Genomic DNA, 15,568 nt, shown 5'->3' on the forward strand with positions numbered 1-15,568 from the left:
TGTTAACTATTAAATAATCAAGTAATGAGTATAAAAGTTCAGGGTGTAGGCGCGAGTGTTTTGCGCAAAGAAGATGATCGCTATATGCGTGGGCGAGGTCAATTTGTTGGCGACATCAAAATACCGGATATGTTAGATGTAGCATTTGTTCGATCTCCTATAGCCCATGGATTTATCAAAGGAATTCATAAGCCTGAGGGTTATGACGATTATATTTTCACGATGGATGACTTGCCGGATATTAAGCCTATTTGTGCGGTATCTAGCCTCCCTGGTTTTAAGGCATCTAATCAGTGGCCGCTAGCAAGGGGTAAAGTGCGTCAGGTTGGCGAATTAATTGCTGCCTGCATTGCCCCCACCCGGGCAAGTGCGGAAGATTTAGCGCAACAAGTATTTGTTGATTTTGATGAACTGCCAGCAGTGGTTGACTCGGTAGCAGCAAGAAAAAATCCACCGAGCTTAGTGCACGAAGAATGGGGCGATAATATTTTTCTTGAAACATTTGTAGAGGGAGATATCGACGCAATTAAGAGTGCGCCAATTAAGATATCTAGACATATTCATACCGCACGCCAGTGTATGTCGCCCTTAGAAGGCAGGGGAGTTATTTGCCAGTGGGACTATCGACTTGAGCAATTAACGATGTGGACTTCTGCCCAAATGGTTCATATTAATCGTCAGGGCTTAGCGGAATGCTTAGGTATTGATAGTGGAAAAATTCGGGTAATCGCCCCCGACGTTGGTGGGGGTTTTGGCTACAAGGGAATCTTGTTGCCGGAGGAAATTGTTTTGGCTAAGCTTGCCATGCAGCTTGGTAAGCCCTTGCGTTGGATTGAAGACCGTAGGGAGCAACTAACTGCTAACGCCAATTGCCGTGAGCACGATTATGAAATCACGGTCTATGCAAATAATGATGGTCGATTATTGGGTATTGACTGTGAAGCAACTGTAGACTCAGGGGCTTATTCATCTTATCCCTTTTCCGCATGTCTGGAAGCGGCACAGGTTGGATCTATTCTGCCAGGGCCATATAAAATGGAGCAATATCGCTGTAAAACATGGTCTGTTGCGAGTAATAAAGCACCAATTCTGCCGTATCGCGGAGTTGCAAGAACAGGTGTTTGCTTTGCAATTGAACTCATGATTGATGCTATTGCTAGACAAGCAAATATTGAGCCTATAGATGTTCGCCTAGCAAATGTCGTACTACCCTCCGAAATGCCCTACGACAATATTACTAAAAAACATTTTGATAGCGGCGATTATCCAAAAGTCTTAGAAATGGCTCGAGATGCTATCGATTTAAAAGCGATTCGATTACGCCAGACCAAGGGCGAAGCTGACGGGAAAAAAATTGGAGTAGGATTTGCAATTTATTGCGAACAAGCCGCTCATGGCACGAGTGTTTATTTTGGTTGGGGCATCCCCATGGTGCCCGGATTTGAGCAGTGTCGCGCCCGTTTAAATGCTGATGGTGTGCTAGAAATGTCTATTGGCGCTCACTCCCATGGCCAAAGCATGGAGACAACTCTAGCTCAGGTGGCCAATGAAATATTAGGCATTGATCTTGCAAAGGTGCGCTTAGTCCATGGCGATACTGCAAATTCTCCTTACTCCACGGGAACTTGGGGATCTCGCTCGATGGTAATGAGCGGGGGTGCAGTTGCTCAAGCTTGCAAAGAATTAGCCAAGCGCATTAATCAAATAGCAGCAAAAATATTAAATTGCGAAGTGACTGAGTTAAGTCTTCGCGACGGCATGGTTTGCCGCGGGAATACGCCTTCAATGTCATTAGCTGAGGTCGCTTATGTATGGTACCGCTCACCCCAACTATTACCCGATGATATAAACCCCGCTGGCTTGGAAGTAATTGCTGGCTATAAGGCTAAACGCGATACCGGCACGTTTTCATATGCCTGCCATGCCGTCGTAGTAGCTGTGGACACCCAGCTTGGATCAGTTGATATCGTCGATTACGTCATTATTGAAGATGGCGGTGTCTTGGTAAACCCGATGGTAGTTGATGGTCAAATTATTGGAGGGGTAGCACAAGGTATTGGTACTGCATTATATGAAGAAATGCCTTTTGATGAACATGGGCAACCATTAGCCTCAACCCTTGCTGATTACATGTTGCCAGGTGCGCCAGAGGTACCCACTATTCGTATAAAGCATATTGAAACACCTTCTCCCTATACTGAATTTGGTCAAAAGGGCATAGGAGAGGGTGGCGCAATTGCACCTCCAGCTGCGATAGTAAATGCGATTAATGATGCGCTTAAGGATATAGGCGTTGAAATTGTTGAGAGTCCTATTACCCCCAAAAGATTATTGGCAGCGATTTCAAAAGCCAGATTGGAGGCTGCACTATGAAGGCGGCTCCTTTTACTCTTTTGACTCCAGCTAGCTTAGATCAGGCTATTAACATATTGAATAAAAACCCAACCTTTTCCAAGTTAATGGCTGGCAGCCAATCCATTGGTCCAATGTTAAATCTTCGCTTAACTCAACCTGAAAATTTAATCTTGTTGAGAAATCTAAAGGAATTACGCGAGGTAGCTGATTGCAAAGAGAGTATTTTTATTGGCGCAGGAATTACACATGCAGAAATAGAAGATAAAAAAATATTAGATCCTAGTAGGGGGCTGATGGCCTCTGTTGCTGCGAATATCGCATATCGAGCAGTTCGTAATTTTGGGACCATTGGAGGCAGTCTCGCACATGCGGATCCAGCCTCAGACTGGGTTAATTTAATGCAACTACTTGATGCCAGATTCGTCATAGCGGGGCCAAAGAGCAAAAGAGAAGTAACAAGCAAGCAATTTATGCTAGCAGCCTTTACTACCACCCTTGAGGATGATGAAATATTACTTGGCGTAAAAATCAAAAAATTATCAGATGGAGCAAAGTTTGGTTATTTTAAATTTTGTAGAAAAGTAGGTGAGTTTGCAGAAGCCATAGGAGCAGTATTGATTGATTCAGAATTGGGAATCAGGCGAGCTATTATTGGCGCAACAGCCGGCACCCCATTTTTAGTGAAGAATATTGACGCTGTTCTTAAGGGTGATGCCGAAGAGATCAAGCAGGCAGTAATTCAGGCCGGATGCACTGATGAATATGAATTTCAAATGCATAAAATTGCCTTAGAGCGTGCACTTTTACAGGCTAAGTTATGACAACTATTAACCTTAAAGTAAACGGAAAATTGATTGCTTACAAAGGCGAATCTCGCACGCATTTAGGTGATTTTTTGCGAGAATCGTTAGGCCTCACTGGTACTCATTTAGGCTGTGAACATGGCGTCTGTGGAGCCTGTACAGTTGAAATTAATGGCTCTCCTGCTAGAACTTGCATTCAATTTGTGGCCGCATGTGCTGACTATGAAATTCGCACAATTGAAGACTTTAATGATGATGAAGTAATGCAGCAGTTGAGGGAAGCTTTTAGCCAAGAGCATGCATTGCAATGTGGGTTTTGTACACCAGGAATGTTGATTACTGCTAGAGATATGATTTTGCGATTACCAGGGCTAACTGGTGACGCAGATGAAGAACGTATTCGTACTGAGTTAGCAGGTAATTTATGCCGCTGTACAGGATACCAAGGCATCGTTAAGGCTATACAGTCGGTTCTTCGGCTACGCGCAATGCAAGGTAAAAATGATTATTAAAGAATTCTTCGAGATGCCTTTTGGGCTTGATACAACATGGCTTGCATTTAAAAATATACCTACATTAGTATCATGCATGCCAGGTGCTAGCTTGCAGTCTGAGCCAGTAAACTTAGAGACGGGCTCAAAAATAGATATCTTGTTTTTGGTAAAGTTGGGACCGATTGTTGGATCGTTTCAAGGTGTGGGTGAGGTGGTATATGACGAGCTACAAAGGTCTGGAAGTTTTTCTGGCTCTGGGGTAGACCGCAAGAGCGGATCGAGAGTTCGCGGAGAGGCTAAATTTTTACTCAATGCGTCTGCGAATGGACTTAGTACCGAGATCACCGTAATTGTCGACTACAGCCTAACTGGCCCCTTGGCGCAATTTTCTAGGGGAGCTATTGTTCAAGAATTTGCAGCTGCCTTAACCAGAGAATTTGCTAATAATTTAAAAAACAATTTAGACGGTCAGCATCAAACTAAAGACTCAGCTAGAAGCATTAATCAGCAAACTCCCCAGCTTTCATCTGATAACACACTCAATTTTGGTAGTTTAATTTGGCAAGTTTTAATTCGGAAGTTAAAAGCATTATTTCAACTTAGCAGACAGTAGCTTTTTTTCAATACAAATTAACTGGAGATGGCAATGAAAAAATTATTTTTTAAAACATTTTGCGTTACTGCAATTTTATGTACCACTAGTCTAATTTATGCGCAGGAGACTATTAAGATTGGTGCCCCACTAGCTTTGACAGGGGGCCTAGCTGACGAAGGAAAAAAGCAGCAGATTGCTTATGATATGTGGCTAAAGAAAGTAAACGCTGCTGGCGGCATTCAAGTTGGCAATAAAAAAATGAAGGTTGAGTTAATCACTTACGATTATCAAACTGATGAAAAGAGAGCCCAATCTCTAGCTGAAAAACTAATCACTCAAGATAAAGTTGCTTTCTTAACTTCACCATTTGGTTCTGGCCATACCAAAGTAGTTGCAGGTGTCGCAGAGCGGTATGGAATTCCTGTAGTTGCCCCGGTTGCGTCAAGCGAGTCAGTGTTCAATCAAGGTTATAAAAATCTGTTCGGAACCTTGGCGGCTAATAGCGGAATTGTTTCGCATATGGTCACGCTATTTACTAAGCAATATCCAACTACAAAAAGAATAGCCATTCTTGGTAGGGAAGATGTTTTTCCAAAAGCAATGGCTGCCGAAATGAAGGTTTATGCAGAAAAAGCGGGCCTTGAGGTGGTATTTAATGAGCTATACCCAGTTGGCACTCTAGATCATGCTGCTTCCCTATCAAAAATTAAGGCCGCAAAACCTGATTGGATCTATGTTTCTGGTTATACCCAGGATTTGGTGTTGGCCCGCAAACAAATGAGCGATCTTGGTGTAAAGGCTCCGATCATTACCATGATTACTGGCCCTGCGTATAAGGAATTTACCGATGCCTTAGGACCTTTGGCCGAGGGGATTTCAAGTGCAACATGGTGGCATCACTCTTTAACATACAAGTCAAAAGATGTATTTGGTTCGACTACTGAGTTTTATAAAGAATTTGTAGCAGCAAATAAATCTGACCCCGATTACGTTCATGCATCTTCTGCCGCTGCATTAATCGCATTACAAATGGCGATAGAAAAGGCAGGCTCAATCGATAAAGATAAAGTTCGCGCACAATTAGCATCCTTAGATGTGGTGACCTTTTATGGGCCAATTAAATTTGGCGCTAATGGCATGAATCAAAGTAGAGATTTGCCTATTATTCAAGTTCAAAATGGCAAAGTAGTAGTTTTGTATCCTGATGCGATTAAGCAAGGTAATTTGCAGCTTGTTAAGTAATTTATAAGCTGCAAAAGGCATTGTGATCATGATTTATTGCAACCCTACATAGGATAAGCCTCGGCTTAGAAACAGATGCTTCAAGCTCTTGCTAACGGCCTAATGTTAGGTGGTCTTTATGCCTGTATTGCTGTAGGTTTTTCTTTGGTATGGGGGGTTCTGAACATCATTAACATGATGTATGGATCCCTCATTATTTTTGCTGGCTATGTAACCTACTTTATTTGGTACGGAACCAAAATAACACCGATATTACTTTTGTTGCCAGTGACTTTAGTCATGTTTATTTTTGGGTATCTTCTTCAGTACTTAATGATTAATCGCGTTGTTAAAAGACCAGTCTTAACTACACTCACACTAACCTTTGGGTTGGATATGATTTTATACAATTTTATGAATTCTTTTTTTGAGGCGACGCCTCGCAGAATTGCATTAAATTGGGGTAGCTTTTCGATTGCGGATTTAGTTTTTCCAATTGATCGCTTAGTTGCTATGGCGCTTGCCTTTATATTGACTTTCCTTTTATATATATTATTGCGGGCTTCTAGAATTGGTCGGGCAATTGTTGCCGTCAGAATGGATCGTGATGCGGCATCGTTAATGGGCATTCAAATTCCGCAAATTTATGCCATTACTTTTGGTCTTGGGGCAGCTATGGCAGGTGCTTGCGGTGTACTTTTCGCAGTTGCTTTTCCGGTTACCACAAATATCTCAGGGCTTTTACTAGGGAAAGCATTTGTAATCTGCGTCATTGGTGGTTTGGGAAGCGTTCCTGGGGCATTAATTGGTGGATTAGCGTTGGGTTTAATTGAATCTTTTGGTAGTCATTGGTTTGGCCCACAAAATGCCATCATTATTGGTTTTGTATTGATGCTGACCTTATTGATGGTTAGGCCTACGGGATTATTAGGAGTTAAAGGTTATGAATAAGCCCATTGCAGCTTTTCTGGTTGTTTTTATTTCCTTGGCGGCCATGCCATTTATTGCTGATAATTATTTTGTAAAGTTAGCAACATTTATTGCAATGTATTCGGCCTTGGCGTTATCTTGGAATTTTATTGGCGGGTTTACTGGGTATCCCTCTTTTGCAACTGCTGCTTTTATTGGTTTAGGATCTTACGCAGGAGCAATTTTACAAAATGCAGGTATCAATTTAATAGCCTCATGGATTTTGGCATCAATTATCACCATAATTTTTGCGGGCTTTCTTGGCTTTGCAATTTTACGGGTCAAGGGACATTATTTTGCGGTTGGGTCTATTGCAGTTGTTGAGCTATTAAGATTAATTGCCTCATCTTGGTCAAGTTTTACGGGGGGAGGAGATGGTCTTAATGTAAAAATTATGGAAGGTGGCCCCGATTATGCTGGACGCGTCTTTTTGTATTCGATGCTTTCAGTAATGCTATTAGCATTCCTTACTACACTCTGGGTGAATCGAAGTAAATTTGGTTTCGGTCTTAAGGCCATTAAGCAAAATGAAGATGCAGCTGATATGGTTGGTATAAATGTTACGATTTATAAGATAGCAGCATTTTGTTTGTCAGCAGTATTTTGTGGAACAGTTGGGGCAATTTATGCATCCTGGATTGGCTATATTGCCCCAGTAGATGCATTTTCAATCATTACGACTCTTAAGGTTCCAGTTATGGTGCTATTAGGGGGTGAGGGAACAGTTTTTGGCCCCATTCTTGGTGCTCTCGTATTCGTAATTCTTGAGGAATCTGTTTGGGCTCATTTTTTAGAAGCCAATCAAGCAATCCTAGGAATGATTATCGTAATTCTTATTTTCTTTTTACCTGGCGGGATCTTAAAAGTAGATTATCGAAAATTAATAGCAAAAATTCAGGGGGTGAAAAGTGCTTGAGGTTCGAAATCTTACTAAGAATTTTGGTGGTATCGCAGCCGTTAATAATGTTTCGTTTGTAATCGGCGCTGAGGGGAGTAAAGGAGAGATAGTTGGCCTTATTGGCCCAAATGGTGCTGGAAAAACAACGCTTATTAATGTGATTACTGGAGTTCACCCAGCAAGTAGCGGTGAAGTTTTTTTTGAGGGCAGAAATATCACCACTCAAAAGCCTTGGCAATGCGCTCGCTCGGGTTTGGCGCGAACATTTCAGATTGTTCAACCATTTCCTGCGATGACTGTTTTAGAGAATGTTACTGCAGGCGCATTGTTTTCTGGCGGTGCTTCGAATAAGTTAGATGCAGAAAGGTTAGCTCTTAACCACTTGGAATTTGTGGGTCTTGCAAATGAAGCAAATCGTTTAGCTTCAACACTAACTTTGCCATCAAGAAAAAAATTAGAGCTAGCTAAGTCTCTTGCAATGAACCCTAGAGTGCTGATGTTAGATGAGGTTAACGCAGGATTAAATACAGGCGAGATAGATAAAGCACTTGAATTAATGAATTCCATTGCCGCACGGGGCATCACTATTCTTATAGTTGAGCATCTTATGAAGGTAGTTTTTTCTTTATGCCAGAAGGTGCTCGTTCTTCATCATGGTGAATTAATTGCAGAAGGCGAGCCAAGAGAGGTTGCAAAAGATGCAAAAGTTGTAGAGGCTTATCTCGGGCATAAATTTGCTTCAAAATTACAAAAAATGGATGCTAAGGTCGCTTCTAATGTCTGATCCCTTATTACAAGTCAAAAACATTAAAGCTGGATATGGCGAAATTCAGGTGCTTTGGGATGTTAATTTTTCGATTGAAAAAGGTGCAATTTCATGTATTGTGGGTTCCAATGGCGCAGGTAAAACTACTTTATTAAGAGCATTATCTGGGTTAATACCGACACGGGGCGGTGAATTTATTTTTGATGGTATACCCATAACAGGGCTTTCTACTAAAAAAATTCTACAGGCCGGTATTGCTCATGTGCCAGAAGCTCGTCGGCTATTTAAAGGTCTTTCTGTAAGAGATAATCTTTTACTAGGCGCTTATTTAAGAAAAGATTCTAGATTAGAAATTAATCATGATTTAGAGTGGATTTATTCGCTCTTTCCCATTCTATCTGAGCGCTCATCACAAGATGCGACTACGATGTCTGGCGGAGAACAGCAGATGTGTGCGATTGGTAGGGGTTTAATGGCCAGACCGAAGCTTTTATTGATTGATGAGCTTTCTTTGGGACTAGCTCCACGAGCAGTTGAAAAGTTGACAGAGGCATTGCTTGCAATTAATCAGCAAGGGCTATCAATTTTGTTGGTTGAGCAGGACGTAATGACGGCGTTTGATTTATCTTCATATGGCGTAGTAATTGAGACTGGTAAAGTTACTTTAACTGGCTCTACAGCATATTTATCCGAAGAGCCGAGAGTGCGAGAAGCTTATTTAGGAGTTTAAATTTAGCCTCTTTTTGCTAACTGGCAACGGGAATCGAATGAAAACCTCTTTGATTGGCTTAAGCAAAACATCCCCCCCAAGAAAAGACCGTTATCGACTGTGACTGACGAGGAGCTTAGAATGATCCAAGATAGATTAAACAACCGACCGAGAAAGCGATTAGGATTTAAAACACCAAGTGAAGTGTTTATGCAATCTTTAAACCGTGTTGCACTTCGTGTTTGAATCTACCTCAATTTATTAAAACAAAAAAAGAGATCATAGATAATGAAAGAGGTATGGTCTATTGGTATTGATATTGGCGGAACTTTTACTGATATTGTTGCTTTTAACTTAAGTACGCAGAAATCTGAGGCTATAAAGGTACTAACTACGCACAATAATCCAATACTTGGAATTACGATTGGATTAAAAAAATTAATTCAAGAAAAAAAAGTTATTGCTAAAGAAATTTTTTGTATCATGCATGCAACAACTTTATTTACAAATGCACTCATTGAACGCAAAGGCTCTTGCACTGGCCTGATTACCAATCATGGATTTAGAGATATTATTGAAATTGGTAATGAGCGTAAATATGATCTTTATGATTTGGCAATTGATCGACCTGAGACATTAATACCAAGATCGCATAGAGCTGAAATCTCCGGAAGAATTAATGCCAAGGGCGTTGAAATTGAAGCAATAGATGAGTCGCAAGCCTTATTTGAGATTGAAAGACTAATTAGTTTGGGGGTTGAGTCGGTTGCTATTTGCCTTCTTCATTCCTATATCAATTCTACACATGAAGAATTGCTAGCTAAACTGATTAAAGAAAAATTTCCGCATTTGGTGGTAACTATTTCTTCGGAAGTTAGCCCAATTATCCGCGAGTTTGAAAGAGCATCGACTACTATTGCTAATGCATACATTAAGCCAATCGCTTTAGCATACCTAAATCAATTAGAAAGTGCACTTTTCCAATTAGGAGTTCAATCTGAAGTATTAATGATGCTCTCTAATGGTGGGCTAAGCCATCTTAGTGAAGCCAAAAATAAACCCATTGAGCTTCTTGAATCTGGTCCAGCTGCTGGAGTTATTGCTGCAGGTTATTTTGGTGCACAAGAAGGCGTTGCCAACTTATTAGCCTTTGATATGGGTGGGACTACAGCAAAACTCTGCTTAGTCAATGAGAATCAACCCTCTATTGCCTATAACTTTGAGGCTGCTAGACGTAAGCGTTTTTCGAAGGGTAGTGGTATTCCGATTAATATCACAACGGTTGAGCTAATTGAAATTGGTGCTGGCGGCGGCAGTATAGCGTGCCAAGATGAATTAAACCTTTTGCAAGTGGGTCCAAAAAGTGTTGGATCTGAACCTGGGCCTGTTTGTTTCGGCCTAGGTGGTAATCAAGTAACTGTTACCGATGCGAACTTACTATTAGGCTATTTGAATCCTGTTTTTTTTGCTGGTGGCAGCATCCCTATATATATGGACACAGCAGAACAGTACTTAAAAGAGTTAAGTGCTAGTTTCAAATTAAGCCAAATTCAACTTGCATGGGGCATTCATAATCTAGTAGCTGAAAATATGGCAACTGCTGCGCGATTGCATGTAGCGGAAAAAGGTCGTGACCCTAGTAAATTTGCCCTGCTTGCAACTGGAGGGGGAGGACCCCTACATGGCTATATGGTAGCTAAAAAATTAGGCATCTCAACTGTTATCTGCCCTCCTGATGCAGGAACTGCATCTGCATTTGGTTTGTTAATCGCTTCGGCCAGAACTGACCGTTCTAAAACAATAAGCTATAAACCTGATTTTGATCTCGTTGCAGAGTTAGATAAGAATATCCACGTTCTTGAATTAGAAATACAGTCATCTCTTCAAGCCCTTAGTAAAAGCTATGGGCCCATTCACATACATTATCAAGCTGAAGCCCGTTTTGTAGGGCAAGGATTTAATTTGCTTTTTAATTTACCCGCTTCTCATGGCAAGAAGTTAAATAATCTAAGTATTAAAAATGCATTTTTAGCTGCATACGCAGAAAAATTCGGACGTACACCCTCTAATGGTGTAATCGAATTAGTAAATCTACGAATATCTGGAAGCGCAACTCCACTTCAAAAACAAAAAGTAAGGCAAGTTGAAGAATTGCATATAATTCCAACGCCAAAATTTCGGCGCGTATATTTCCAAGAAAGTAATGGTTTCATAGATACTCCCGTCTTTAATCGAGAGGAGTTAGACTCGCGCTTCCAACATTGGGGCCCTTTACTTATAGAAGAGCCCAGTACGACGATCGTGGTGGGACCATCGGGATTTGTCAGGTTAAGTCCTAATGGTAACCTAATCATCAATATTCAAAATGAGGTTAGGAATGAATAATGCACCGATCTTGAACTCAGATCCAATTTTCTTGCAAATTTTTTGGTCGCGAGTACAAGCAATTGCTGATGAAGCAGCTCAGTTAATCATCCGCACCTCCTTTTCAACTCTCTCTTCTGAAGCAAATGATTTTGCTGTTGTCATAACCGATAACGATGGTCATGCATTCGCTGAAAATAGCGGCAGTCTGCCATCTTTTATTGGCACCTTACCAAATACAGTTCAAGCTACTATTAATATAATCGGCAAAGATAAAATGCTAAAGGGTGATGTTTATATCACTAATAATCCCTGGGTTGGTACAGGCCACTTAAATGATATTTGTTTAGTAAAGCCCCTTTTCTACCAAGAAACGATTGTTGGCTTTGCAGCTACAGCTGGACATGTCCCTGATATTGGGGGAAAGATTCGCTCAGTTGATGCTCGTGAATTGTATGAAGAAGGTTTTCATATACCAATAATGCCATTAATGAGAAATGGAGAGCAAGATCTCACGTTAATTCAATTAATTAAAACTAATGTTCGTACCCCAGACCAAACTGTTGGCGATATATTTTGTCATGTAGGTGCAGTTGAATTAATTCAGAGTCGAATCCAAGAATTACTTATAGAATATAAACTTAATTCATTCTCAGAATTAGCAAAAGAGTTATTTGAGCTTAGCGACCAAGCTATGCGTAGGGCAATTAAAGCTCTGCCAGAGGGTAATTACTATTACACAATGGAAACTGACGGGTTTCAAGAGCGCTTCCAATTTCATGTAAAGGTTGAAATCAAAGATTTACATATTAGTTGTGATTTTTCAGGCTCACCACAGCAGCAAAATTTTGCAATCAATTGTGTTCTTCCCTATACAAATGCAATGGTGATTTATACGATTAAATCCTTACTTTTGCCAAATCTGGCTAATAATTATGGTTTATTTAAAGCAATTACTACCTCTGCTCCTGAGGGGTCGATTCTTAACCCAAAGTCACCTGCTCCAGTTGGAGGAAGATCCTGTACGGGTCATTACGTGCCCTGTCTAATCTTTGGTGCACTTGCGCCTATTCTGGAAAAAAAGGTAATGGCCGCCTCTGGATCACCGGTATGGATCGCCAATTTAAATGGGATAAAAGAAGATGGAAAACCTTTTGCCAGTGTTTTATTTTTTAATGGGGGATTAGGTGCAACAGCCTTAAAAGATGGCTCATCTGCTATGTCATGGCCAAGTAATATTTCTCCAACGCCAATTGAGATTGCTGAAAGAGACTTTCCCTTATTTTTTAAAAGAAAATTACTACTCCCTGATTCTGGTGGGGCCGGCTTACATCGAGGCGGCCTTGGTGAGGAAATTAGTTTTATTAATATGCATTCATTTCCATTAACTATTGTCTTTTTAACTGAACGACTTATCGTTGCAGCTCCCGGAATCGCTGGAGGTGAATCAGGAAAATTAGGGGAAGTATATATTAATGATATAAAAATTGACTCTCGTAAACCTCATACTTTGCAGCCAGGAGATGAAGTTCTGCTTCGCACACCAGGTGGGGGGGGTTATGGTATAAAAAAGCACCGGAATGTAAATTTAATAAATTTTGACTTTCACCACGGATATACTACCTCGAGCACTCAATATGAATAATTTACTTTTTTTTAAATTTTTTATACTACCTACCTTAGGTTTTTTTGCTGCTGTTAGTTTTGCTTTAGCTCAGCCTATTTATCCTGATAGGCCAATTACTCTTGTTGTAGGATTTTCTCCGGGAAGCAGTATCGACCTAGTAGCAAGAACTTTTGCTAAATCGATCACTAATACATTAAAAATTCCGGTCATTATAGAAAATAAAGTAGGGGCTGGCGGTAATATTGCGGCTGAACTAGTAGCCAAATCAAAGCCAGATGGCTATACCCTTCTTGTGGTTGCCAATAGCATTGCGATTAGTCCCGCGATCTATCCAAATCTCAGTTTTGATGTCAAAAAAGATCTAATGGCAATTGCTTATTTAGGCATAGGACCAGTAATATTAAAAGTAAATAATGACTTAAAAATTAACTCTATAAAAGAGTTGGTTAGTTACGCTAAAGCCAATCCTGGAAAACTGAATTATGGATCCTCTGGAGAGGGAGGAACACCACACATGGCTAGTGTGCTGTTCGAGCAAACTGCAAATATCAAAATGACCCACATTCCCTATAAAGGCGGGGGTGATGCATTGGCGGCTCTGATGGGTGGACAGGTTGATATATTGATTAATCCGCTCCTCGGAGACATTAAGTCGGAGCGGATTACTTCGCTTGCGATAACTGGACAGAGTCGATCAATACTCTCCCCAGATATTCCAACCTTCAAAGAATTAGGCTATGACTTTAATGTTGGAGTTTATTACGGTCTAATGGGGCCTAAAGGGATGCCAAAAAAGACGGTTGAGACCATTAATCAAAGTTTTAATAATGCGCTATCTGATCCAGAGTTAATTAGTGTGCTGACTAATAAAAGTGGCATCGTTATGCAAAAAATGTCTCCATTAGAATTTCAAGAATATTTAAATAAAGATATGGAGCTTTGGAAAATGATAGTTGCTAGAAATAAAATTAGAGATTAGTTTCATTTTTTTAAGTTGTATCTGCAGTCTCAATTTCAAGCTCTATTATTGGTCGTGATGTGATTGGCTTGACAACCGGAGAGCCCGCTTTTTTAAGAAAGAAAGTAGCGCAAGGCAGAAATACTGATTCTCAGTAATTTCCTACAAGAAAATACGATTTTTCTGCTATGTAATGGTTAATGCAGGCTTTACGCTTACATCTTTAACCCAGCTTGACTTAATAAAGGAAATCTCATGCTTGCAATTGACTACACCCATAAACGTGTTCGCTTATTTCGCATTGAACTAAATTACTACATTTTGATTGGTATCTGCCTAGCCGTCGTCATCTGGCGTTTACTGGTGTTGCTGACATATATTTAACGTGGTAAATAGCCCTACTAAGGCTAGCGATTTGGGGTGTAGTTTCTCAGTTAATACAAAATCCCCACTTCAACCATAGCCCTTACTTGAGAGGTATTAGTGCCATTTGCGCCAAAGCTTGCACCAGCGGTGGCATTTATGGCCTTTACGAGCGATGCTTCAAGGCGCATGAAGTATTGCTCAAACTGATAGGTGGGGGTGATGGTGAAGGTCCAGGCTGAGCTATTGGGGCCGTAAAGCAGTATTGGCGCCCCAGCTACATTGCCGCCGTTAGTGGATAAATACTCCACGCGCACTGGCAAACTTATATTCTTTAATTTAGCTGCGCCCATCTCAGTAGGGCGCATTTTATAGTTCACCAATATCGCGCCACCCCGAGTGGTATACGAAACAGGTATACCAATCGAAGGGTTGGCGGGTATCAATGAGTACTGTAAATAAGGTACAACTTGCCAATGATCAGAGCTAAATTTATAAACGACATTAGCAATTTGCGAATTGTTTTCTAATAAAGGCGTATTAAAAGTATTCGTATTATTGGGGCTGAAGGAGCCGACATAGCTAATGCCAAGATAATGATTTAGATTAGGTCGATAGCTAGCTGAAGCACCCAGCCAATTATATTTTCCTGAATACGCGCCATCATTAAGCGTAAAAGCCAAATCGATCTTATCTTGAGTGTGATTGACTTGAATACCGCGGGTAATGACATTCGTTTGGGCCCATAAGATGCCACGGGCAATATTTAAGTTTTGGTAGGTGAAGCCAGACTCATAACCCCCCATGGCCTGCAGCTTACCTATCATTGCCGACCAATTGCTATTGGGAACATAAGCGGCATAAACCTGTGGAACGTAGCCATAAGTATCGGCAGTATAAAAATTCGCTCTTTTGTATGCTGTGCCCAGTGTAGGAAAGCTATACGAACCTGCTTTAAAATAAAACTGAGCCACCCCAGTATTTTTTTGCAAAATTAATTGTGCATTCGAGAGATCGGCAGTGGTGCTTGGATAGCCAGAGGTTGTATTAGTTTGGCTGACGCCAATAGCACTTACTGCGGCTGAGGCGATCCATTCACCATATTGACCTAAATCAATTGCCAGCCCCTTGCCGCTAAATTCAAGCGAGTTATCCATATTAATACCCAATTGAATAGTATCGGTTGGCGTAGCGGATATAAAGGACTGCAGAGTCGCTGTTTGGCATAAGCCGCTATTAGCAATAAGTCCTAGTGCTGCTGCCAAAATGTTGCAGCAAATTGATGGATATTTTTTAGAGGACAAGCTTTGCTTTAGAAGATGTTTGAATTGAAGCGTCAGCGAAGGGGACGAGCCCAACCCCCGGCACTGGCAGTACTTGGGTTTGGCTGCTTCGTTCCCGACCTGACCAGGTTACCAAGCCACCATGCGAGGAGGCCCGTCCACC

Annotated in this window: 13 protein-coding genes and 1 other RNA gene; 12 read left to right on the forward strand and 2 right to left on the reverse strand. The window is 41.0% G+C overall.

Going from position 1 to position 15,568, the window contains the following annotated elements; translation table 11 throughout:
- The first annotated feature begins 24 nt into the window (after window positions 1-24).
- The 12 genes from LZT21_RS05860 to LZT21_RS05915 all read left to right on the forward strand — a co-directional run bounded on the left by LZT21_RS05860 (window position 25) and on the right by LZT21_RS05915 (window position 13,780).
- Window positions 25-2,373 (forward strand): xanthine dehydrogenase family protein molybdopterin-binding subunit, encoded by a 2,349-nt coding sequence (locus LZT21_RS05860; protein ID WP_233989829.1) that lies wholly within the window; start codon window positions 25-27, stop codon window positions 2,371-2,373.
- On the forward strand, window positions 2,370-3,176 hold the full coding sequence (locus LZT21_RS05865; RefSeq protein ID WP_255696437.1) for a xanthine dehydrogenase family protein subunit M: 807 nt from the start codon (window positions 2,370-2,372) through the stop codon (window positions 3,174-3,176). Before LZT21_RS05860 ends, LZT21_RS05865 begins: the two co-directional genes overlap by 4 nt.
- Complete coding sequence (locus LZT21_RS05870) at window positions 3,173-3,670, forward strand: (2Fe-2S)-binding protein (RefSeq protein ID WP_233989833.1); 498 nt, start codon at window positions 3,173-3,175, stop codon at window positions 3,668-3,670. Before LZT21_RS05865 ends, LZT21_RS05870 begins: the two co-directional genes overlap by 4 nt.
- Window positions 3,660-4,265 carry an SRPBCC domain-containing protein gene (locus tag LZT21_RS05875; RefSeq protein ID WP_233989835.1) on the forward strand — a complete coding sequence of 202 codons (606 nt, stop codon included), beginning with the start codon at window positions 3,660-3,662 and terminating at the stop codon, window positions 4,263-4,265. Before LZT21_RS05870 ends, LZT21_RS05875 begins: the two co-directional genes overlap by 11 nt.
- Before the next feature lie 33 nt (window positions 4,266-4,298).
- Window positions 4,299-5,489: an amino acid ABC transporter substrate-binding protein gene (locus tag LZT21_RS05880; RefSeq protein WP_233989837.1), complete on the forward strand. Its 1,191-nt coding sequence runs from the start codon at window positions 4,299-4,301 to the stop codon at window positions 5,487-5,489.
- Window positions 5,490-5,564: 75 nt separating this feature from the next.
- Window positions 5,565-6,419, forward strand: a complete 855-nt coding sequence (locus LZT21_RS05885) for a branched-chain amino acid ABC transporter permease (protein ID WP_233989839.1) — start codon at window positions 5,565-5,567, stop codon at window positions 6,417-6,419.
- 43 nt (window positions 6,420-6,462) lie between these two features.
- Window positions 6,463-7,353, forward strand: coding sequence for a branched-chain amino acid ABC transporter permease (locus LZT21_RS05890; RefSeq protein ID WP_233989841.1), 891 nt, complete (start codon window positions 6,463-6,465; stop codon window positions 7,351-7,353).
- Window positions 7,346-8,119, forward strand: coding sequence for an ABC transporter ATP-binding protein (locus LZT21_RS11920; protein WP_233989843.1), 774 nt, complete (start codon window positions 7,346-7,348; stop codon window positions 8,117-8,119). The genes LZT21_RS05890 and LZT21_RS11920 overlap by 8 nt, the downstream gene beginning before the upstream one ends.
- Window positions 8,112-8,831, forward strand: coding sequence for an ABC transporter ATP-binding protein (locus LZT21_RS05900; protein ID WP_233989845.1), 720 nt, complete (start codon window positions 8,112-8,114; stop codon window positions 8,829-8,831). Before LZT21_RS11920 ends, LZT21_RS05900 begins: the two co-directional genes overlap by 8 nt.
- 267 nt (window positions 8,832-9,098) lie before the next feature.
- Window positions 9,099-11,195, forward strand: a complete 2,097-nt coding sequence (locus LZT21_RS05905; RefSeq protein WP_233989847.1) for a hydantoinase/oxoprolinase family protein — start codon at window positions 9,099-9,101, stop codon at window positions 11,193-11,195.
- The gene (locus tag LZT21_RS05910) at window positions 11,188-12,819 is read left to right on the forward strand and encodes a hydantoinase B/oxoprolinase family protein (protein ID WP_233989849.1); all 1,632 of its coding nucleotides are present in this window, start codon (window positions 11,188-11,190) and stop codon (window positions 12,817-12,819) included. Before LZT21_RS05905 ends, LZT21_RS05910 begins: the two co-directional genes overlap by 8 nt.
- Entirely contained in the window at window positions 12,812-13,780 is a 969-nt protein-coding gene (locus LZT21_RS05915) for a tripartite tricarboxylate transporter substrate binding protein (protein WP_233989851.1), read from the forward strand. Before LZT21_RS05910 ends, LZT21_RS05915 begins: the two co-directional genes overlap by 8 nt.
- Before the next feature lie 413 nt (window positions 13,781-14,193).
- Here LZT21_RS05915 and LZT21_RS05920 read toward each other — a convergent pair whose 3' ends face one another.
- Complete coding sequence (locus LZT21_RS05920) at window positions 14,194-15,387, reverse strand: outer membrane beta-barrel protein (RefSeq protein ID WP_233989852.1); 1,194 nt, start codon at window positions 15,385-15,387, stop codon at window positions 14,194-14,196.
- Between the two features lie 79 nt (window positions 15,388-15,466).
- Window positions 15,467-15,564: signal recognition particle sRNA small type (gene ffs, locus LZT21_RS05925), an RNA gene on the reverse strand.
- Window positions 15,565-15,568: the final 4 nt, after the last annotated feature.

The sequence above is a fragment of the Polynucleobacter sp. IMCC 30228 genome (assembly GCF_021395205.1).
In the GTDB taxonomy this organism is placed as follows: Bacteria; Pseudomonadota; Gammaproteobacteria; order Burkholderiales; family Burkholderiaceae; genus Polynucleobacter.